Genomic DNA, 21,733 nt, shown 5'->3' on the forward strand with positions numbered 1-21,733 from the left:
ATTTTCCCCCTACTCGATTTTAAAATAAATTGAGATAATTCAGCGACTTAAGGAGATAAAAACTCTATAAAGATAATTTTATGATTAAAATTATTTTGATATATCCAACTTCAGGAATATTCGGTAAGTGAAATCAAAATTAAAACACTTACATTTCCTATTATCTGTGTATAATTACCTGAAAATATTGAATTGTCTTTAAAATAAACCGATTTAGTGTTATTATTTTAGAATATTCAAAATATTTAATCGGAAGGTGAGGGAACTCATATGTCACAGATGTTGGCTTTAGTTATTGTTATTTTGATTTTATTTGTAGGAGACATTGTGGCGGTTCGAACAAAAGCCTGGATACCTTCCGTTTTCGTTTCCGCAATCCTATTTCTATGTGGTTATTGGACATTCTTCCCGCAAGACATCGTTTCAATAGCAGGTGTTCCACCGGTAGTGGCAACCATGATGATGTACCTATTGATCACGAATATGGGAACATTGCTTTCAATAAGAGAATTGGTAAATCAATGGAAAACGATTGTCATCTCCTTATCTGGTATCCTTGGTATTGTTGCACTAATATTCGGAGTTGGCATATTCATATTTGATCTGCAAACTGTCCTTGTGGCGATTCCACCTTTAGTGGGCGGTATGGTATCTTCAATAATCATGTCAGAAGGAGCGGCAGACGCAGGACTTACGAGTTTGTCCGTTTTTGCCATTGTTATTTATGTCATGCAAGGCTTTGCTGGATATCCTTTAACTTCAATTGTGTTGAAGAAAGAAGGGAAGAAGCTATTGGGGCAATATCGCAATGGGCAATTAACGGTAAAAAAGAGTGATACTGCAGCCGCTTCAGAAGGTATGACGGAACTTAAGCTGTTTAAAAAACTTCCTGAAAAATATAATACGGAATATTTTAAATTTTTCAGACTTGCGGTTGTTGCTTTTCTCGCTTATCTAGTTTCGACTGGGTTAGAGCCGATTATATCAATAAATGCATTTGTTCTTTGCTTACTATTCGGTGTTGTCGGAAAAAGTATAGGTTTCTTGGAAAAGCAGACTCTGCAAAAAGCAAATGGATTTGGATTTGCCATCATGGCCCTTATGCTTTTTGTCTTTGACGGATTAAAAAATGCAACACCAAGTATGATGATGGAGATCCTTTACCCACTTATTGTTTGCATTTTCTTAGCTGTTATTGGCATGTATATATTCTCATTCATTGCAGGGAAATTGTTAAATGTCAGCAAAGAAATGGCCTTTGCTGTATCTTTAACAGCATTATACGGATTTCCAGCCGATTACATTATCACCAATGAAGTGGTCAATTCATTAACAAAAGATGAAAATGAAAAAGAAGCATTGCTAAGCCATATGCTGTCGCCGATGCTTGTTGGTGGATTTATATCGGTTACAATCGTGTCGGTTATTTTGGCAGGAATATTTGTACAATTCTTGTAAAATAGGAGGGATTCTAAGTGAGTCTTATCGAACGTATAGAAAAGCAAATAAATGATTTGAGCGAATTTACATCAACACCCGGAAAAGGGACAACCAGGCTTACGTATAGCAAGGAAGACTTACTTACACGCAATTATATAAAAAATAAAATGATTGAATCCGGTCTAATAGTACAGGAGGATGGATTCAGAAATATTTTTGGAAAGCTTGAAGGTACTTTAAAAGATGCACCAAGCGTTTTGATCGGTTCACATTTTGATTCCGTACCAAATGGTGGTGCGTATGACGGACCAGCAGGTGTAATTGTTGCTCTTGAAGTGGCTACCCTATTTGCAGAAAATCAATTAACACCTAAATATCCATTGGAAATCGTTGCCCTGATTGAAGAAGAGGGTGCTCGTTTTGGCGGAGGACTAATGGGGTCTAGAGGAATAATGGGAACGCTTAGTGAGGAAAGTTTTAAAAACTTAAGGGATAAAGAAGGTATCACAACAATTGAAGCAATGTCAAAAATTGGTCTGGATTCATCACTTCCGAAAAGGAGAAATCCCAATAGCATTAAAGCATTTCTCGAATTGCATATAGAACAAGGACCAATCCTTGAAGAGAAGGATATCCCCATTGGTGTTGTAGAAGCTATTGTTGGTTTAACTCAATTAGAAGTAACCATTGAAGGAAAGGCAGGACATGCAGGCACAACCCCGATGGATCGCCGTACGGATGCATTGGTTGCAGCCGCTCAGATTATTTCTCAATTACCGAGCTTTGCAATTGAGGAAGGTGAAGCAACGGTTATCACGACAGGACGACTACATGTTTTACCAAATGGAGCCAATGTCATCCCGAATAAAGTCGAATTTTCGGTAGATATCCGATCTAGCAAGGAAGAACATATTAACAATGTAATCAAGCGGATGAAAGAATTAATCGAATCCTATCATGAACAGGGGATCCATACAACTGCGGAACAGGTGTTATATATGCCGCCAAAGGTATTGAGTGATGAAATAAAAGCTTTATTAAAAGATAAAAGTTCTGATTTGGAAATTCCATACTGTTCCATTAATAGTGGAGCAGGTCATGATGCGATGGTTTTTTCCGATGTGACTGATGTTGGCATGCTCTTTGTTCCAAGTAAAGCAGGACTGAGTCATTGTCCAGAGGAATGGTCTGATGCACGTCATTTAGCAAATGGGGTGCAAATATTTTACGAAGTGGCTAAATGTTTAACGGAGGTGGAATGAGAATGATTAATCAAACGATAAAAGAAGCGATTCAAAATTATAGGGATGAATTAATAGAAATACGTAGAAAACTTCATAGCGAACCTGAGTTATCCTGGGAAGAAAAAAATACAACAGCCTTTATTTGTGAATACCTTGAAAAATTAGGAATACCTTATCGCAAAGCAGAACCAACAGGTGTCATTGCAGAAATTAAAGGCGGTAAGGCAGGAAAGACGGTAGCATTAAGAGCGGATATGGACGCCCTTTCTGTTGAAGAATTAAATAAAGACTTGCCATATGCTTCAAAAGAAGAAGGAAAAATGCATGCATGTGGTCATGATGCCCACACATCAATGCTATTAATTGCAGCGAAGGCACTAAATGAAATAAAAAAAGAATTACCTGGGAATGTGCGATTAATCTTTCAACCAGCTGAAGAAGTAGCAACAGGTGCAAAGGAAATGGTTAAACAAGGGGCTGTCAAAGGTGTTGATAATGTTTTTGGCATACATATTTGGTCGCAAATGCCAACAAACAAGGTTGCTTGTTCTCAAGGGCCTTCATTCGCTTCAGCAGATATCTTTACAGTAACGTTTAAAGGAAGAGGGGGGCATGGTGCAATGCCACAGGATTGTATCGATGCAACTATTGTGGCCTCTTCATTCGTCATGAATGTGCAATCTGTCGTATCAAGAACGGTCGACCCACAAAATCCCGCAGTTTTGACAGTTGGAAAAATGGTCGTGGGCACACGATTTAATGTCATTGCAGAAAATGCCGTTATTGAAGGGACTGTCCGTTGTTTTGATCCTAAAACACGTGACCATATTGAAAAACAGCTCCAGATTTATGCTGAAAATGTTGCTAATATTTACGGTGCGACCGCACAGGTTGAGTACTACCGTGGAACGCAAGCAGTCATTAATGATGAATACAGTGCCAAATTAGTGCAAAAAGTTGCTTCAAATGCGTTTGGCGAAGACGCAGTATATAATGAAAAGCCAACAATGGGTGGAGAAGATTTTAGTTTCTATTTAGATGAAGTGCCTGGAAGCTTCGCTTTAGTTGGATCTGGAAACCCTGAAAAAGATACGGAATGGGCCCATCATCACGGGAAATTCAACATCGACGAAGATGCGCTTGCTACCGGTGCAGAACTTTACGCTCAATATGCCTGGGCATATTTGCACGAATAATGGTCTGAATAAAAGAGGGAATCCGATAATTACTAAAGGATGTTTGAATGTCAGAAGGCCGCCGATTGGCGGCCTTTTGGCATAAAGGGTTAAATTTCACTAAAAGGGCTTTGCCCACAGTCAAAAAGGGAATGGATTTTACCATTCCCTTTTTGTTTTCCATTAACAAGGAATGAAACATCAAAGATTCTTTTGTCGAAATCAAAAGTGAGGAATCAATTAATCATCTGCAAAAACTTAAACTGACTTAAATTAATGCGGATTTCATTGCAATTAAAAATAAATAGACTTATAATTGGATTTATAGGGTGAAATCATGTAACTGGACGAGTGACTATTTCGACAAATATGAAATGGATTGATATCGAAACAATTTGTTAAATAATAATTAATCCAACCACACCACTAGAAGAGATATGAAAGATTGGGAGATAAGTGTAACCTCGATTAAATACGGGATGGTTGCCTCTTATCTCCCAATGAAGTCTATTAATCATGATCATCTTAAAATACAAACGTACTAGAGGAGGATTTTACAGGTGAATCAGGAAAAGGAAGGTTTGTCCCGCAGAAAGTTTATAGGTAACGTCTGTAAAATTGGAAGCGCTTCCGCGGTTCTCGGTGTCACGGACACGATGGGATTATTCATGCCTGAGACGGCAAGTGCGGATGCTGAGAAGAAGGCTGGCCATAACACCAAAAAACCAGGAAAGAACAGTTCCTATATGTTGATGAATGTTCGAATGGAAAGTGGATACAAGTATGAAAATGGCCAGGTCGTCGCAACCGAAACCGTATTGAGGAACCTCCATATTGTTAAAGGCATCATTACCAGAATACTAGATACTAAGTCCCCTTATGGAAAAGGTATCGATTGCTACGACGCGAAAGGCATGCTGCTACTTCCTTCTTTTAGAGATATGCATATTCATTTGGATAAAACCTTTTATGGGGGTCCTTGGAGAGCAGCTGCAACGAGGAAAAATGGCATTTTTGACATGATTACCTTGGAGCAGAAACTGCTACTGGAGCTTCTTCCAACAGCCCAGGAGCGTGCGGAGAAATTAATTGAACTAATTCTTGGCTACGGCTCGACATATGTCAGAAGCCATTGCAACATCGATCCAGTCGTTGGTCTAAAAAATCTTGAAAAACTCAATCGGGCCTTAGCAAACTATTCTGATAAAATATCACATGAAATCGTTGGCTTTCCCCAACATGGCTTGCTTCGTTCAAATGCTCAGGGACTGATACGCGAAGCCATGCAGCTCGGAGTTACACATGTTGGCGGACTAGATCCAACCTTAGTTGACGGTGATATGGAAAAATCATTGCAAACGATGGTACAGATTGCGGTTGACTACAAAGCAGGTATTGATATTCACCTTCATGAAGGTGGCGAAACGGGATTGAAGGCAATTCGTCGATTGGCTGATCTGACTGAGGAAGCAGGTCTGCAGGGGAAAGTGACGATCAGTCATGCGTTTTCGCTCGCTTCGTTAGGGGATGGCGCCGACGTAGAAATGGCAAAACGCCTTGCATCGCTTGGTATTTCCATTGCCTCAACCGTTCCAATCGGCAAAGACGTAATGCCGATTCCGCTGCTTCAGAAGCATAAGGTGAACGTCATGCTTGGTAATGATAGTATTACTGATCACTGGTCACCAATCGGGATTGGCGATACGCTGCAGAAGGCACATCTCGCTGCAGATCTGTATGGATGGTCAAACGAATACAACCTGTCTCGCTCACTTTCCCTTGCTACCGGCGGCATTACACCGCTAGACGAATCCGGTAAGCAAATATGGCCAAAGGTAGGCGATGCCGCGACCGCCGTACTCATTCCAGCAAGCTGCTCGGCCGAAGCCGTAGCCCGCCTGCCCAAGCGCGCTGCCGTATTGCATAAGGGAACACTGTCTTCGGGTTCTTTGGATAGCATGAAGCCTAAGCTTCATGCCAATTAAAAGGATATGACCTTTTTAATGAACCTTGGTAAAAAAGAATTGGGGATAGGTTCGATGAGCAAACGTTTTACGTTTTAAAGAATTACAAAATATAAATACCAATGGGGGAAGTTATGCTACAAAATATTGGAATACCAGGATTGATGCTAATTTTAGTGATTGCCCTTATTATTTTCGGCCCTTCTAAGTTACCGGAAATTGGAAAGACGTTTGGCTCAACATTAAGGGAATTTAAAAAGTCTACCAGAGACCTTGTAGCAGATGACACTAATGCAGATGTTACCAATAAGAAAGAAAGCTAATCAAATAAATGAAGAGGGGATGTAGGATCTGTCTTACATCTTTTTTTCCTGGAGTGATGAAGTTGGAAAATCAAAAAAAATCGAGCATGATTCAGCACCTTGAGGAGTTACGTAAACGTATTATTATCACTTTAGTCGTTTTCACGCTGTTCCTCGTACTGACATTTATTTATGTTCAAGATATTTATAATATAATAGTTAAAGATTTGCCGTTTAAGCTAGCTCTGTTAGGGCCGAGTGATATCATACTCGTTTATTTAATTATTGCCACCGTCGTTGCCATCGCCGCTACTATACCAGTTGCTGCGCACCAAACTTGGCTGTTTGTACGACCAGCGTTAACACCAAAAGAACGCAAAGTTACTAGCGCTTATATTCCAGCACTATTTATTCTATTCATACTAGGAATCAGTTTTGGTTACTTCATTTTATTTCCGCTTGTACTAAATTTTTTAATGTCTCTATCAAACGACATGTTTACAACTTTCTTTACAACGGAGAAATATTTCCGATTTATGCTTCATATGACACTGCCTTTTGGATTTCTGTTTGAAATGCCTGTTGTCATTATGTTTTTAACAAGCTTAGGAATTATAAATCCATACCGTTTGCAAAAAATCAGGAAATATTCTTACTTTATTTTAATAGTTATTTCAATTTTGATTACTCCACCAGACTTCCTATCAGATATCCTAGTTACGATACCTTTATTACTATTATATGAAAGCAGTGTAAGCCTATCCAAATTCGTATATAAACGACATCAAAGGGAAAAAGGGATGTCTGAACCTGTCTAAAAGGGATCTGGCACCTAGATAGTTAAGGTCGAATTTTTTCATATCCGGAATATACCCTTCCGATGGTCGGGATATTAATATCATGTTTAATCCCTGGTTAATATCCCTGATTTGGAATTCTGATAACTAAATATATTGATTACTGTGTTCAGTATTTACTAATAGTCTAACCTCGAAAGCTTAATTATCCTTAATATAATTCATGTTTCATTGTGAATAAACTTGGATTAACTTATAATTAAATCTACGAGGTGAGATCATGCTACAGGATGAACGATTAGACGCAATTATTCAATATTTAAATGAAAATGAACGGATTGATATTGAAACAATTTGTAAAATAAATAATGTATCTAAAGATACGGCCAGAAGAGACTTAATAAATTTAGAAGAGGAGAGGAAGATCATTCGAATACGGGGTGGGGCGAAAAAGGCTCTACTTTCCAATGAAGTCCATAATTATGGTGAGCGTATGAACATGGCATCGGAAGCTAAAAGTAAGATCGGAAAATTTGCAGCTTCTTTGATAAACGATGGGGATCATCTTATTTTGGATGCCTCCACAACAGTTCAATTTCTAGCTAAATATTTAACGAGCCGGAACAATACGGTCGTGACAAATTCGATTAACGTTACCAGTGTATTAAGCCCAAGAGAAGATTTAAAAGTTAATTTATTAGGTGGAACATTAAGCACTAGACACCAAGCCATATATGGTTCAAGAGCCATTAGAGATGTCCAGGATTATAAGGTGAATAAATGCATCATTGGTACTTGCGGAATATCTTCTGAAGGACTGTCTACTTCCATCGAGGAAGAAGGCCTCCTCGTTCACGAAATGATTAAGCGTTCTGACCAGGTCATTGTGATTGCAGATTCAACGAAATTTAATAAAACTTTTTTTCAAAAGGTATGTGACCTAGACTCCGTTGATATAGTGATTACAGACAAAGAAGTACCAAAAAATATGCAGGAAATCCTAAAAAAACATGTGGTAGAAGTGATTGTGGTTCCAGGTCAAGAAAGAGACAATTGAGTATTAGAAATATGGGTTCGAGTTTAAAAACTACTCCCTTGATATAAAAAGTATCAGTAAAATTCGAATTTCTTGGTTTCAGCCTGAAATAGTGTTAAACGAAAAGCAACAAGATATGTTTGTGAATCACGTTGAAAAATAATTCATGAAAAAAGAGCGCCCAGAGGTGCTCTTTTTTCAGTGGATAAATTGTAATTTAACTAACATGTAAAGGTGAGAAGCTGTGTACTCCACATTGCTGGTAAATACAAATAAGCCTTTTGGAATTTACCTTATGTAATCATTTAAGTTTGCATTAAGTTGAATGTTGCATGAAACATATCATTATGATAATGAACCGTGGTAATTCATTCTTTAAAACCCTTATGTGCAATTCAACTTTTATTTAAATGATTTTAAGCATACTCTTTTTTCTAAATGAGCAGGAAATCCCATCATGGCAGTCGAACACCAATTAGTAAAAGAGGGGCTATTTAAGAGAAACAGAATAGGAGGGTGCATATGCAGAATCATGAGCTGGAACAAGTCATAAAAAATGCGGACAGGGCAATAAATGATGAGGATTTCGATCATTTAATGGAGTTCTATTCAGAGGATGCAACTTTAGTTGTCAAACCTGGAACATTCGCAAAAGGGAAAGAGGAAATTCGTCGGGCATTCATTGCTATCGCTGAATACTTTAATCACAGTTTAATCGTCAATCAAGAAAAGATGGCAATAATCGAAACGGGTGATACGGCATTGGTTGTGGCAAAAGCCCAACTTAGTGCCAATCAAAAGGACGATTCCGAATTCTCTATGGAAAGAACTGCGACATATGTATTTAAAAAAGATTCCATAGGTACATGGCGCTGCATAATCGACAACTCTTATGGTGCTGAAATAATTGAAGAATTGAAGTAACTAGGGAAAGCTGCCTTATATGGTGGCTTTTTATTTTTTTCCACTAGAAAACAACAGTATGTAACTGAGAGGCATTTTGAAAGAGAAAACAAGAAGACGAAATCTTTAAGATATCGTCGTCTCATATACTAGGGTTATAATTTTCACTATGTTCATTCGTCGCTTATTTTAAAGCTGATAAACTTCTGCTCCATCATTTCTTGCATCGCATATTTGACGCCTTCCCGGCCAACACCGCTGTCCTTCCAGCCGCCATAAGGCATATTATCAATTCGGTAAGTTGGGATATCATTGATTACGACTCCACCTGTTTCCAAGCGTTCCGCCGCATAAAAAGCCCGTTCTATACTCGGTGTCATCACTCCTGAGTTCAATCCGTAACGCGAATCATTTGCATCAGTGATGGCATCATCCAGCGTATCGAATGGGAAAATGCAGACAATTGGACCAAATACTTCGAAACGAAATACCTTTGAGTCACGATTTACATTGGTTAAGACGGTAGGCAATAGTACATTGCCGTCCACTGTACCGCCGCACTCAATTTTTGCTCCTTCCTGTACAGCTTCGTCAATCCAACTTTGTAACCGTTCCAATGATTTTTTTGAAATAACAGCTGTAATATTTGTAGATTCCTCCAGGGGGGAACCGATGACAAGCTGTTTTGTTGCACTGACGAATCGATCTAAAAATTGTTGGTATAGCGATTTGTGGACATAAATTCGTTGAATCGAGATGCACACCTGCCCATTATTCGTAAATGAACCCATCACACTTCGTTGAATAATTTTATCGATGTCGACTCCTTCATCAATGATGAAAGGCGAATTGGATCCGAGTTCAAGGGTAAGCTTACGGAAGCCTGCCTGCTGCTGGATAAGGTGTCCGACCTCTACACTGCCTGTGAATGTCACTTTTTTTACATGTGGATGGGTCGTCAAGGCTTCACTTAATACATCCCCTTTGCCTGGTATGATGTTCAATACTCCATCGGGCAACCCTGCTTCTTTAAAAATATCGGCAAGAACCAGTGCACTCAACGGGGTTTGTTCGGCAGGTTTTAATACAATCGAATTTCCTGCCGCAATAGCCGGACCAACTTTATGGGCGACCAGATTAAATGGAAAGTTAAATGGGGTAATCGCGGTAACGACGCCAATAGGGGTGCGAACCGTGAATCCAAAACGGTTTACCCCACCGACTGCCGCATCCATCGGGATTTGTTCTCCATAATTGTTTTTTGACGCTTCTGCCGCAAAACGATAAGTCTGAACCGTACGATTCATTTCTTCACGAGCATTTCGAATCGTTTTCGCCGCCTCTAAAGAAATGATTTTCGCAAGTTCTTCACTGCGTTCTTCCATGATTGCGGCAGCTTTAAATAAAATTTCCGCTCGTGCATGAGCCGGGTAGGATCGGTATTTCTGAAAAGCTGCATTTGCCTCAACAATCGCTTCAATGGCATCCGCTGGTTCTGCCTGTCCGATTTGTGCAATTTCTTCGTTTGAATGGGGATTATATAATGGCTCATATGATTTTGCCTCCCGCCATTTACCACCAATCCACAATTGCCACTTTTTCTTCATCTGAAATCCCTCCAATAATATCTGCCTTTATAGCTTACAAATATAATCACCTAGTGTTTTCGAGAGCTTTACATTTTCCGAATAATCGACATCCACATCAATCAAGACAATTTCCTGACTCGAAATCGCTTCTTCTAATATCTGAAGCAATTCATCGGAGTGGGTTACTTTCACTCCTTTAACGCCAAAACTTTTTGCGAAGCTTAAAAAGTCTGGGTCTGTAAATTCAATCGCATTCGTACGATCAAATTTATTCAATTGCTTCCACTCAATTAGGCCGTATTTTGAATCATGGAAAATGACTATCACGAAGGCAAGACCTAGACGTTTTGCAGTTGCCAATTCAACCCCATTCATCAGAAATCCGCCATCCCCTGTAACCGCAATGACGTTTTTATCAGGTTTTGCCAGTTTGGCTGCAATTGCGCCGGGAATGGCAATTCCCATCGATGCAAAGCCATTAGAAATGATGGTGTGATTAGGCATTTCCGGCTGATACATCCGGGCCATCCATAATTTATGGGCTCCCACATCCGAAATGACAATGGCATTGCCCTTTTCCGCCCTTTTCAAATCGGCGATAATTCGCTGAGGGATGATAGGACTTCCTGATACATCATCCGAAGAATGAAATTTTTCTATGATTTGAGACCTTAACCTTTTCACTTCAGGCCAAAGCTCCTTTTCTGCTACACCAGTGGACAAGGCTTCAAGTCCCTCCGTAACGTTCCCGACCAATTCAGCTTGAACGGGGTAATAAGCATCAATCTCAGCCGCTCGAGCATCAATATGAATAATCGGATTCATTGCCTCATCGTTCCAATACTTTGGCAAATACTCGACGAAATCATAGCCGACGGTGATAATAAGATCGGCCAAATCAAACCCGCATAGAACATAATCCCTTGCTTGCATCCCTACTGTAAAAAGGGTCAATGGATGGTTGGAAGGTAAAACTCCTTTGGCCATGAACGAATTCACAACGGGAATTTGCTTCTCTTCTGCAAATTTCCGTAAGGACTCAGCTGCTCCATCGCGGACTACGCCATTACCAGCTAGAATAATAGGCTTTTTTGCGCGATTTATTAATTCGACGGCTTTTTTGATTTCTTCCTCTGCAGGGCGGGATCTAGGCATTGGTGTAACCGGAAGAGGTTCACCTTCTGTATCCATCATCGCCACATCTTCGGGGAGTTCGATATGAACAGCTCCCGGCTTTTCTATGACTGCAGTTTTAAATGCTTTACGGATGATTTCCGGAATCGTATGCGGCACCTTAATTTGTTGATTCCATTTCGTTACTTCCTTAAAAACCCCAATAATGTCCACATATTGATGCGACTCCTTATGAATTCGATCAAGGCCCGCCTGACCTGTAATCGCGACAACAGGGGAATAATCCAGATAAGCACTTCCTATCCCTGTCAATAAATTTGTTGCACCCGGTCCCAATGTACCCAAGCAGACGCCAGGCTTTCCAGTTAGCCGGCCATAGATGTCTGCCATAAAAGCTGCAGCTTGTTCATGATGAACCAAGATAAATTTAATATCAGAGCTTATTAGAGAATCAATAAGATCCGTATTTTCCTCACCAGGTATCCCAAAAATATACTGAACCCCTTCATTCTCCAAACATCTTATAAACAAATCAGATGCCTTCAAATTATTCCCTCCTCGACGATTTCGATTTCTTCATTTCATTCCCTATATGTTGGCTTTGTCTACTAGAAATTATGTACTTGCGTATTGTTAAAACCATTACGAACATTTTTAACTCTATATAAAGAAATTTAGGTTTTAGTAAATTAACCTCAATAGTCATAACTTGGAGAAGTAAAATGGAAATCGCAAGTCGTTTATTTATCATCTCATTTATTACTGTTGCACTTGTTGTAATGGCACTTATCCTTTTCAAAAAATACTTTTGCGATTTTGGGGGATTTTTCCTGTTAACCCCTTGTCAATCCATTGTTCTTCCAATTTTCTTTTCAGTCTTTTTTAGCAAAACTTTATTTTAACTCGAACAGTGGTATGCTGGTTGATGGGGTGGATTTCAGCAGAAGATATTTTGGTTGTTATGAGATTTAGAAGTTAAAATAAACATTTCCGATACAAACCCCGATTTCGTGAAAAAAAACATTTCCGCAGTTTGATAAAAAGTGCTTAAGCATGGTATAAGTGTAAAGGAAGCAGGGACATTCTGCTTTTTAATTTTGGGATAAGGGGTTGGCCTGGTATCCCATAATGAAAGGATTGGAATTTGAATATGAAAGATAATTTTTGGCGTGATTTACCACGACCTTTTTTTATACTGGCACCAATGGAAGATGTGACGGATGTAGTTTTTCGCCATGTAGTGAGTGAAGCAGGCAGACCTGATGTGTTTTTTACAGAGTTTACAAACACGGAGAGTTATTGTCACCCAGAGGGCATCCATAGTGTGCGTGGGCGTTTGACTTTTACAGAGGATGAACAACCGATTGTAGCCCATATATGGGGGGATAAGCCTGAATACTTTCGGCAAATGAGTATTGGTATGGCGAAACTAGGCTATCGGGGTGTGGATATCAATATGGGCTGTCCTGTACCTAATGTGACACAGAATGGGAAGGGAAGTGGCCTTATTCGTCGTCCAGAAGTTGCAGCAGATTTAATACAAGCAGCAAAAGCAGGAGGATTGCCCGTAAGTGTAAAGACAAGGCTTGGTTTCACGGATGTAGACGAATGGCACGACTGGCTGACACACATATTGAAACAAGATATTGTTAATCTTTCCATTCATCTGCGTACAAAAAAGGAAATGAGCAAAGTAGATGCTCATTGGGAACTAATTCCGGAGATTAAGAAACTTCGTGACCAGGTGGCACCAGATACACTCTTGACGATCAATGGGGATATCCCTGACCGTCAAACTGGCTTAAAGCTCGCTCATCAATACGGTATTGATGGGATTATGATTGGGCGTGGTATCTTCAATAATCCATTTGCCTTTGAAAAGCAGCCGAAAGATCATAGTAGTAATGAATTGCTTGATCTCTTAAGGTTGCATCTGGATCTCCATGATAAATATTCAAAATTAGAGCTACGTCCGTTCAAGGCTCTTCATCGCTTTTTTAAGATATATGTCCGAGGGTTTCGAGGGGCAAGTGAATTAAGAAATCAATTAATGAGCACAGAGTCAACAGATGAAGTGCGTGCATTGCTCGATAACTTTGGGTCAAAGAATCTTGATGGAATGGGGGAACAGTAGAAGTTTCCCCATTCAAGGTAAAAGCGAAGTAGGACGTTGAACTGGTGTGCCCCCAAAAAGGTAGAGTTTATACTAAGCAGTTAATTGGCTAATGTGAAGGCGGTATTGAACCGGACTCATTCCCGCCAATTTTTGCTTTATATGTTTGTTATTATAGTAATCTATATTAGGTTATGAATTTGCTAATTAAAAGTACGCAAATGGGGGAGACCAATATTTTCTTCAATATTTTGATAGATTATCAGCCTACAAGTAAAAAACACAGATAAAATGGCGTCTTAAATGAAATATTGCTAATGGAATCAGGTGATACTGGTTCCGTTAGTTTTTTTGTAAAAATCACCAACACCACTTGTGTTGTCAATTACAGTCCACGCACGTGGAGGTGTAGTAAAAATAATAAACCCTACCTTTCATCTCAATTAATAATTATTGATGAAGATTGCATAGAAATTGCACATAATTTCTCCAGAATCATCTCCCTAGCCTTCACATTGGGGTGGTTGACTACTTGATCGATGGTGTGGATCGGTCCGCATGGTACCCCTACAGCATTTAGAGGGTTCAAGATTTGCAACGAATGACGACCGGGTTACTCATCGTTCCATTCTGATTCCAATTATTAGTGAACTTAAGTCGTTCCACCTTCTAAAAGTTTAACAGGCAGATATGTCTCCAACGGAAAATCGTTAAATTCACCTTTTATTTCTTTTAATAAAATATCAATTGCTGTCTTGGCAATTAAATCAATTGGTTGTTGTATGGTTGTCAATTCTGGCAGTAAAACTTGAACTGCTTCTGTTCCATCATAACCGACAACCTTTAATTGCGTTGGTATATCTTTTCCGCGTTTTTTAGATTCAGCTATAACAGATGCCGCGATTAAATCATCACTTGCAAAGATTCCATCTACTTCTGGATGTTCATCAAAAAGCTTAGAGATTACTTCTTGATGACTTTGACGAGGTGAAACTTCATATGTAATTGGAAGTCTACTCTGTTCTTTCATAACATCCTCATACGCTTTTCTTCTTAAGTTTGCTGGTGTTTGCAGCTCAATTGGTCCATTTATATGAACAATATAATGACAACCTTTCATTATTAATAATTCTGTAGCTTTTTTCCCTCCGCTATAATTGTCAGAGCCAACAACAGGGATGTTTTTCGATAAGTAGTGGTCAATTGCCACGACAGAAAGATTCTGCTTCTCATAATTTAGTATACCTCGGTTATATGTCACAACGACTACTCCATCTACCTGATTACGTATGAGCATTTCTAAATATTTTTCTTCTTTATCTATACGGTTTAAGCTGTTACAAAGTAACAATTTATAGCCTAATGAAGCACAGATACTTTCAATATGAAAGGTAAGTTCACCGAAAAATGGGTTACTTGAATTTGGGATAATTAGTCCTATTAAATTAGTTCGTTTATTAAATAAAGAACGGGCTAAATCGTTTGGAAAATAATTAATCTCTTCCATCGCTTTATAAACTTTTTCTTTTGTTTTTTCACTTATGTAACCGCGGTTATTTAATACACGGGAAACTGTTGTTGATGAAACACCTGCTATTTTTGCTACATCGTGAATGTTAGGCTTCATTTCATGTCCTCCTACCTTATTAAAAAACATCCATTACTATACAACTTTTTTATACTCATTTGAATAACGTTTTCATGTTTTTGTCCATTGATTGGAAACTGAGATCAGTTGGTTCACAGAGTTATTAAACATTGGCATCAATATTGTATAAAGAGCGAAGGTTATAAAAATGAAAAATCCATTAATAAACTGTTTAATAGCATATCATAATCTGTCACCTACTAGGAAAACCCTATAATAAAATAAATTCAGATTAGTCTGATCACGCACCTATTTTAGAGAAAAGTACTAATATGTGCAAGAGTTAGAGACAAATTACACGAAAGATAATGTCTGATTTTTCAAAAAATATATGTCAATCGGTTGACATATGTAACCGGTTGACATAAACTACTGTTGAAAGCGCTTTTATAAGTTTTTTTAAGACGAAAGACATATGAGGGGGAAGTGAAAGGTATGAAGAAATGGCTACTAGTAAGTATATCTTTATTACTGATGGTTGCTGCAGTGGGCTGCAGCAAAAGCGAAAGCGTAATTAGTGATGGTAAAAAAACGATTACGATGTGGGTACACATATCTGATGATAATGAAGAAGGAAAAGTGTATAAAAAACGGGTAGAAGCCTTCAATAAGAAGTATTCTTCTGACAATATCAAAGCTAAAATTGAATTTATTCCACGTAGCGGAAATGGCGGTGGTTATGAAGACAAAGTGAATGCAGCCCTTACAACCAGCACGTTGCCGGATGTTATTACTTTGGACGGACCCAATACAGCTGCTTACGCGAAATCTGGTGTCATTGCACCATTGGATGAGTATGTAAAAGATCAAGAGGATTTGCTGCCAAGTATTAAGCAACAAGGAACTTATAAAGACAAGTTGTATGCAATTGGTGTTAGTGAATCATCTGTTGGGATTTACTACAATAAAAGAATGTTACAAGAGGCGGGCGTAGATCTGAATACGCTACCAACAGTTGATAATCCATGGACATGGGACCAATTCCTTGCTCTTTGTAAAACGTTGAAAGATAAATACGACAAACCAGCTATTGATATGCAATTACAGTCGAAAGACGAAATGTTGACGTATGCGCTAACCCCGTTTGTCTGGTCAGCCGATGGGGATATCATCTCGAAAGATGGAAAGAAAGCAGAAGGTGTCTTCAATAAAAAACCTACTGTTGAAGCGATGACTTTTATTCAAACAATGTTGAAAGAAGGTTATACGACACGAACGCCAGTCAAACAAGCGTTTGAAACGGAAAAATATTCAATGAAGTTTAGTGGAGTATGGACAGTAACTGATATGAAAACAAACTACCAAAAGGTAGATTATGGCGTTATGCCATATCCAGTATCACCAAAGACAAAGAAACTAGTTTCTCCTTCAGGTAGTTGGCAATTTGCGATGACCCAAACGTCCGAAAATAAAGAATGGGCTGCAAAATTAGTTGACTGGATGACAAACAAAGATTCGAATGTGGAACTGAGCCGTACGATTGCAGCACTGCCAGTCCGATACTCTTCTGAAAAAGTGATGGCAAAAGAGTTCTCAGATCAAATGAATGTCTTCCTGAAACAATTGAAAGAAACAGGACACGCACGTCCCGTTACACCGGCTTATCCGCAAGTCACGCGTGCTTTCCAACAAACAATCGATGACATCAGCTTCTATGATCAAAATAAAGATATCCAAAAAGTATTGGATACACATGCGAAAGAAATGCAATCAGCTATCGATAAGGCCAATTAGAAGGAGGAACTATGAGTAAAATTGGATGGAAAGAAAATAGGAATGTCTATACATTTCTGAGACCAGAAAGAAGAACCCAGAATAAAATTCGGTGGAAAGAAAATGTAGTTGCATATACGTTTTTGGGACCGGCGTTGTTACTTTTATCGATGTTCCTTGTTATTCCGTCTATTATGTCCGTCTATTATTCGTTTACGGATTACTATTTATTGACACCAGATATGCGTACATTTGTCGGATTGGACAATTTCATCAATCTATTTCAGGACCCAATTTTTCTGAAAAGCTTGGTGAACACACTGGTATTTGTCGTTTGGGTGATTCCGTTACAGATAGGGGCAGCCCTTGGGCTGGCCCTCCTGTTAAATAAACAACGTAAAGCAAACACGTTTTTTAAAATAGCTTACTTTAGTCCAGTTGTCATGTCACTTGTCGTCATCTCTGTTCTATGGTTGTATTTGTTGAATCCAAATGAAGGGATTATTAACAACGTACTCACATACTTCGGCATTTCAGCGCAACCGTTTTTGACAAGTCCTAAGCAGGCGATATTTACAATTGTTGTGGTTTCAGCTTGGCAAGGAGCTGGCTTTCAGATGCTGATTTTCTTAGCAGGACTGCAGAATATCCCTGGTGATGTTTATGAGGCGGCACAGTTAGACGGAATGAATAAATGGCAAAGTTTTATATACATTACGTTACCTTTGTTGAAACCAACTTCAATTTTTATATTTATTACCACATTAATTGGCGCATTCAAGCTGTTGGTTCAACCAATGGTTATGACGCAAGGTGGACCAGTGAATTCCACCATGACGGTTGTCTATTATATTTATCAAACTGGTTTTACGGACCGTATGGTTGGTTATGCCAGCTCAATTGCTCTCTTGTTTGGGACGATTATCGGACTGGTTACGATTACACAACGTAAACTGGTGAAGGAGGATGAAGACTAATGAGACGGAAATTCGGGCCTCTAACGATTTTAGAATACATTTGCCTGGTTTTGCTCGCAGTGCTATTTATTTTTCCACTGTTTTGGATGGTCGCATCCTCGATGAAGCCAGAAGCGGAAATTTATAACGATATGAGCAACATTAAGGCTTTCCTGCCATCATTTCATCCATCAGACTGGTTTGTATCCTACAAGCAAGTTCTGTTACGATTTCATTTACTAGGTTATATCGGCAACAGTTTGTTTTATGGTTTGTGTGTAGCAGTTGGTTCCATAATTATCAATGGGATGGCGGGCTATGCATTTGCTAAACTTAATTTTAGTGGAAAAAAAGTGCTGTTTGGTCTTTTATTGGCTATTTTGATCGTGCCATTTGAAACTATCTTAATCTCTCAATTTACCATTATTCATAGCATTGGATTAGTGGATACACGTCTTGCGGTTATTTTGCCTGCGTTGGCAGGGGCATTCAATATCTATTTGTTCAGGAACTTTTTTATGGCTATTCCAACAGAGATTATTGAATCCGCAAAATTGGATGGGGCAAATACATGGCAAGTTTTCTGGCGGATCATGCTACCGATGTCTAAACCAGCCGTTGCCACTGTTGGAACATTGGCTTTTATCGGAAGTTGGAATGACTATATCTGGCCTCTGATGGTCTTGACAGACAAGTCGAAATTTCCGATCCAAGTAGCGATTACAGCAATTAATAGTACAGATCCGGTTTATACTAACCAAGTCATGGCTGTACTGACGATATCCACCGTTCCATTGATTATTATTTATATTGTGGCTCAACGTTATATTTTAGAGGGGATTGGGGGTTCAGGGACAGGCATTAAATAGAGAGTGTATCATCATTAACAACCATGTATGGACTTAAATTCACATATCTAATTCTTCTTTTTCATATTGTTAACCAGTTATTCATTTCTTTTCACATGTCCAGTAAAAGGAGCAATTAAATTGAAAATTTCCAAAAATCTGTATTGGATGTTAAGTGCGTATTTTTTCTTTTTCTTTTTTACTTGGTCTTCTAGTTACTCTTTATTTTCCATTTGGTTAGGACAAGAAATAAATTTAAGTGGGTCAGCTACAGGTATTATCTTTTCTGTAAACGCTATCTTCGCCTTATGTATGCAGCCACTATATGGTTATATATCTGACAAAATAGGTTTAAAGAAAAAAATATTATCTTTCATTAGTTTGCTACTCGTATTTGTAGGACCATTTTATATTTACATCTATGGACCATTATTAAAATACAATGTCTTTTGGGGCGCGATTGTTGGAGGAATCTATTTAGCAGTTGCTTTTCTAGCTGGTATTGGAGCAATTGAATCATATATTGAGAAGATTAGCCGTAAATATGATTTCGAGTATGGAAAATCGAGAATGTGGGGCTCTCTAGGGTGGGCGGCAGCTACATTTTTTGCAGGACAGCTGTTTAATATTAATCCAAATATCAATTTCTGGGTTGCATCTGTTTCAGCAATCATATTAGTGGCCATTATTATGTCTGTGAAAATAGAAATGACGGATCAAGAGTTGAATAAAGCTGATTCTATTAAATTAAAAGACGTTGGACAACTTTTTTTATTAAAAGATTTCTGGTTTTTCATGATGTACATTATTGGGGTGACATGCGTATACAGTGTTTATGATCAGCAATTCCCTCTTTATTACGCATCTTTATTTCCGACTGAATCGTTAGGCAATCAAGTATTCGGATATCTAAACTCGTTCCAAGTATTTTTAGAGGCTGGAATGATGTTTCTTGCTCCGTTTATCGTAAATAAGTTTGGTGTAAAGAATAGTTTAATTCTAGCAGGGTTTTTAATGGCCTTCCGAATCATCGGTTCTGGAATTGTTGTTGGGCCAATCGGAATTTCTTCGATGAAATTAATTCATGCTCTAGAATTGCCTATTATGCTAATTGCTATTTTTAAATATTTAGCAGCGAATTTCGATACCCGTCTATCTTCTGTGCTTTATCTAGTTGGTTTCCAATTTGCATCTCAGGTAGGTGCATCTATTCTTTCACCACTTGCAGGTGGATTATATGACAGTGTAGGATTTCGTAATACCTATCTCATCATGGGAATCATGGTTTTTTGTTTTACCATTATTTCAATCTTTACTTTAAAAGGTTCTAAAAAAAGAAAAGGCTTAAATAGCAATGTGGAAAGGTTACGAAAGATAATATAGGAGGATGTTAGGATGTTAACAATTAATAGAATTAAACAGGCTGAAGAGGCACTGAAGAATGCAAAGAAAAAAATAAATAATCGTTATCGATTAGGTTACCATATCATGGCTCCAGCTAACTGGGTTAATGACCCGAACGGTTTCGCGCAGTATAAAGGGGAATATCATGCATTTTATCAATGCCATCCTTATGATGCAAATTGGGGGCCTATGCATTGGGGCCATGTAAAAAGTAAAGATCTCATTCATTGGGAGCATTTTCCTGTTGCTTTAGCTCCTGGAGATGCTTGTGATACAGATGGATGTTTCTCAGGAAGTGCCGTTGATAATAATGGTGAACTAACCCTAATCTATACAGGACATCACTATACAGACAAGGAAAAAGATCTCTTCTATCAAAATCAAAATATTGCGGTCAGTACGGATGGCATTACATTTGAGAAAGTTGGAGAAAATCCGGTTATTGCTAAACCACCAGTAGATAGTGCACATCACTTCCGTGATCCAAAGGTGTGGAAACACAATGATGCCTGGTACATGGTTTTAGGGAATTCTACGAAGGAGAATGTTGGAAGAGTTATTTTATACCGTTCTTCTGATCTATTGAAGTGGGAATACATTGGTGTTCTTGCACAAAGTGATGGCTCGCTTGGATATATGTGGGAGTGTCCGGACTTCTTTGAATTAGATGGAAAATATATTCTAATGATCTCTCCTCAAGGTATTAAATCAAATGGAGATTTATATAATAATCTATTCCAAACTGGTTATTTGGTTGGAGATTATAATTACGAAACAAACGAGTTTGTTCATGGATCATTTACTGAACTAGATAATGGACATGACTTTTATGCAGTTCAAACACTATTAGATGATAAAGGCCGTCGAATTGCGATTGGTTGGATGGATATGTGGGAGTCCAACATGCCAACAAAAGCAGATGGATGGTGTGGTGCCTTAACATTACCACGCGAAATAACGCTAGGGGATCATAACAAGATTTTAATGAATCCTGTTGAGGAATTAATCTTATTACGAGAATCTGAACACAATGAGTGTACAAATCAATCCATTTCTGAAAGCTATTTGATAGAAACGAAAGAGGATTTACTTGAAGTGAAAGCTGTGTTTGACTTAACTAATTGTAATGCTCAATCTGTAGGTCTAAAGATTCGTGGAGTTAACCAAGAAGAAACAGTATTAGCGTATCACTTAGATAAACAACAGCTAACACTTGATTGCTCCAAGTCAGGAAAAGTGGAAGATGGTGTTAGAAACACAATACTTGAGACAAATAAAGAGCTTTCCCTACGTGTATTTATTGATCGATCTTCCATTGAAATCTTTGCGAATGATGGACAAACGACCATGACAAGTCGTATCTATCCGAATGAAGATAGACTAGGTATTGAGTTATTTACTGAGAAGGGTGATGTACAAGTCAAGGAAATGACTTATTGGAACCTAAAAGATATCTGGAAATAAAAT

Annotated in this window: 18 protein-coding genes; 14 read left to right on the top strand and 4 right to left on the bottom strand. The window is 38.5% G+C overall.

Going from position 1 to position 21,733, the window contains the following annotated elements; translation table 11 throughout:
* The first annotated feature begins 270 nt into the window (after positions 1-270).
* From J7J00_RS24845 to J7J00_RS24880, 8 genes are all read left to right on the top strand, one after another.
* Positions 271-1,458, top strand: a complete 1,188-nt coding sequence (locus J7J00_RS24845) for a hypothetical protein (protein ID WP_214795524.1) — start codon at positions 271-273, stop codon at positions 1,456-1,458.
* A gap of 17 nt (positions 1,459-1,475) precedes the next feature.
* The gene (locus J7J00_RS24850) at positions 1,476-2,702 is read left to right on the top strand and encodes a Zn-dependent hydrolase (protein WP_214795526.1); all 1,227 of its coding nucleotides are present in this window, start codon (positions 1,476-1,478) and stop codon (positions 2,700-2,702) included.
* 2 nt (positions 2,703-2,704) lie between these two features.
* A complete protein-coding gene (locus J7J00_RS24855; RefSeq protein ID WP_214795528.1) occupies positions 2,705-3,880 on the top strand; it encodes a M20 family metallopeptidase in 1,176 nt (391 codons plus the stop codon).
* Between the two features lie 560 nt (positions 3,881-4,440).
* On the top strand, positions 4,441-5,844 hold the full coding sequence (locus J7J00_RS24860) for an amidohydrolase (RefSeq protein WP_286201567.1): 1,404 nt from the start codon (positions 4,441-4,443) through the stop codon (positions 5,842-5,844).
* Between the two features lie 113 nt (positions 5,845-5,957).
* On the top strand, positions 5,958-6,146 hold the full coding sequence (locus J7J00_RS24865) for a twin-arginine translocase TatA/TatE family subunit (RefSeq protein ID WP_214795532.1): 189 nt from the start codon (positions 5,958-5,960) through the stop codon (positions 6,144-6,146).
* A gap of 56 nt (positions 6,147-6,202) precedes the next feature.
* Positions 6,203-6,943, top strand: coding sequence for a twin-arginine translocase subunit TatC (gene tatC, locus J7J00_RS24870; RefSeq protein ID WP_214795534.1), 741 nt, complete (start codon positions 6,203-6,205; stop codon positions 6,941-6,943).
* Between the two features lie 259 nt (positions 6,944-7,202).
* Positions 7,203-7,979 carry a DeoR/GlpR family DNA-binding transcription regulator gene (locus J7J00_RS24875; protein ID WP_214795537.1) on the top strand — a complete coding sequence of 259 codons (777 nt, stop codon included), beginning with the start codon at positions 7,203-7,205 and terminating at the stop codon, positions 7,977-7,979.
* 501 nt (positions 7,980-8,480) lie between these two features.
* Entirely contained in the window at positions 8,481-8,882 is a 402-nt protein-coding gene (locus tag J7J00_RS24880; protein WP_214795538.1) for a YybH family protein, read from the top strand.
* A 152-nt stretch (positions 8,883-9,034) separates the two neighbouring features.
* Here the strand turns inward: J7J00_RS24880 and J7J00_RS24885 are convergent, their stop codons facing one another.
* Together J7J00_RS24885 and J7J00_RS24890 are read right to left on the bottom strand one after the other, a co-directional pair.
* Complete coding sequence (locus tag J7J00_RS24885) at positions 9,035-10,468, bottom strand: aldehyde dehydrogenase family protein (protein WP_214795541.1); 1,434 nt, start codon at positions 10,466-10,468, stop codon at positions 9,035-9,037.
* Between the two features lie 27 nt (positions 10,469-10,495).
* The gene (locus J7J00_RS24890) at positions 10,496-12,130 is read right to left on the bottom strand and encodes an acetolactate synthase large subunit (RefSeq protein WP_214795543.1); all 1,635 of its coding nucleotides are present in this window, start codon (positions 12,128-12,130) and stop codon (positions 10,496-10,498) included.
* Positions 12,131-12,734: 604 nt separating this feature from the next.
* Here J7J00_RS24890 and J7J00_RS24895 point away from each other — a divergent pair.
* A complete protein-coding gene (locus J7J00_RS24895; protein ID WP_214795545.1) occupies positions 12,735-13,718 on the top strand; it encodes a tRNA dihydrouridine synthase in 984 nt (327 codons plus the stop codon).
* Positions 13,719-13,790: 72 nt separating this feature from the next.
* Here J7J00_RS24895 and J7J00_RS28990 read toward each other — a convergent pair whose 3' ends face one another.
* Positions 13,791-13,883 (bottom strand): IS3 family transposase, encoded by a 93-nt coding sequence (locus tag J7J00_RS28990; RefSeq protein ID WP_214795573.1) that lies wholly within the window; start codon positions 13,881-13,883, stop codon positions 13,791-13,793.
* Positions 13,884-14,349: 466 nt separating this feature from the next.
* Entirely contained in the window at positions 14,350-15,324 is a 975-nt protein-coding gene (locus J7J00_RS24905; RefSeq protein WP_214795547.1) for a LacI family DNA-binding transcriptional regulator, read from the bottom strand.
* A gap of 456 nt (positions 15,325-15,780) precedes the next feature.
* Here J7J00_RS24905 and J7J00_RS24910 point away from each other — a divergent pair, with 456 nt between their 5' ends.
* The 5 genes from J7J00_RS24910 (at position 15,781) to J7J00_RS24930 (ending at position 21,730) form a co-directional block, all read left to right on the top strand.
* Positions 15,781-17,079 carry an ABC transporter substrate-binding protein gene (locus J7J00_RS24910; RefSeq protein ID WP_214795549.1) on the top strand — a complete coding sequence of 433 codons (1,299 nt, stop codon included), beginning with the start codon at positions 15,781-15,783 and terminating at the stop codon, positions 17,077-17,079.
* An 11-nt stretch (positions 17,080-17,090) separates the two neighbouring features.
* Complete coding sequence (locus J7J00_RS24915; protein ID WP_214795551.1) at positions 17,091-18,035, top strand: carbohydrate ABC transporter permease; 945 nt, start codon at positions 17,091-17,093, stop codon at positions 18,033-18,035.
* The gene (locus J7J00_RS24920; RefSeq protein WP_214795553.1) at positions 18,035-18,883 is read left to right on the top strand and encodes a carbohydrate ABC transporter permease; all 849 of its coding nucleotides are present in this window, start codon (positions 18,035-18,037) and stop codon (positions 18,881-18,883) included. Before J7J00_RS24915 ends, J7J00_RS24920 begins: the two co-directional genes overlap by 1 nt.
* A gap of 120 nt (positions 18,884-19,003) precedes the next feature.
* The gene (locus J7J00_RS24925; RefSeq protein WP_214795555.1) at positions 19,004-20,245 is read left to right on the top strand and encodes an MFS transporter; all 1,242 of its coding nucleotides are present in this window, start codon (positions 19,004-19,006) and stop codon (positions 20,243-20,245) included.
* A gap of 21 nt (positions 20,246-20,266) precedes the next feature.
* Positions 20,267-21,730 carry a glycoside hydrolase family 32 protein gene (locus tag J7J00_RS24930; RefSeq protein ID WP_214795575.1) on the top strand — a complete coding sequence of 488 codons (1,464 nt, stop codon included), beginning with the start codon at positions 20,267-20,269 and terminating at the stop codon, positions 21,728-21,730.
* Positions 21,731-21,733: the final 3 nt, after the last annotated feature.

Origin of the sequence: Bacillus sp. ISL-4 (genome assembly GCF_018613275.1) — a bacterium.
GTDB classification, from domain to species: Bacteria; Bacillota; Bacilli; order Bacillales; family DSM-1321; genus Peribacillus; species Peribacillus simplex_E.

Bases quoted from the DNA above. Each gene is read 5' to 3' on its own strand.
- J7J00_RS24855 (WP_214795528.1), top strand. From the start codon at position 2,705: ATGATTAATCAAACGATAAAAGAAGCGATTCAAAATTATAGGGATGAA.
- J7J00_RS24880 (WP_214795538.1), top strand. From the start codon at position 8,481: ATGCAGAATCATGAGCTGGAACAAGTCATAAAAAATGCGGACAGGGCA.
- J7J00_RS24885 (WP_214795541.1), bottom strand. From the start codon at position 10,468: ATGAAGAAAAAGTGGCAATTGTGGATTGGTGGTAAATGGCGGGAGGCA.
- tatC (WP_214795534.1), top strand. From the start codon at position 6,203: ATGAAGTTGGAAAATCAAAAAAAATCGAGCATGATTCAGCACCTTGAG.
- J7J00_RS24915 (WP_214795551.1), top strand. From the start codon at position 17,091: ATGAGTAAAATTGGATGGAAAGAAAATAGGAATGTCTATACATTTCTG.
- J7J00_RS24895 (WP_214795545.1), top strand. From the start codon at position 12,735: ATGAAAGATAATTTTTGGCGTGATTTACCACGACCTTTTTTTATACTG.
- J7J00_RS24875 (WP_214795537.1), top strand. From the start codon at position 7,203: ATGCTACAGGATGAACGATTAGACGCAATTATTCAATATTTAAATGAA.
- J7J00_RS24845 (WP_214795524.1), top strand. From the start codon at position 271: ATGTCACAGATGTTGGCTTTAGTTATTGTTATTTTGATTTTATTTGTA.
- J7J00_RS24920 (WP_214795553.1), top strand. From the start codon at position 18,035: ATGAGACGGAAATTCGGGCCTCTAACGATTTTAGAATACATTTGCCTG.
- J7J00_RS24910 (WP_214795549.1), top strand. From the start codon at position 15,781: ATGAAGAAATGGCTACTAGTAAGTATATCTTTATTACTGATGGTTGCT.
- J7J00_RS24865 (WP_214795532.1), top strand. From the start codon at position 5,958: ATGCTACAAAATATTGGAATACCAGGATTGATGCTAATTTTAGTGATT.
- J7J00_RS24905 (WP_214795547.1), bottom strand. From the start codon at position 15,324: ATGAAGCCTAACATTCACGATGTAGCAAAAATAGCAGGTGTTTCATCA.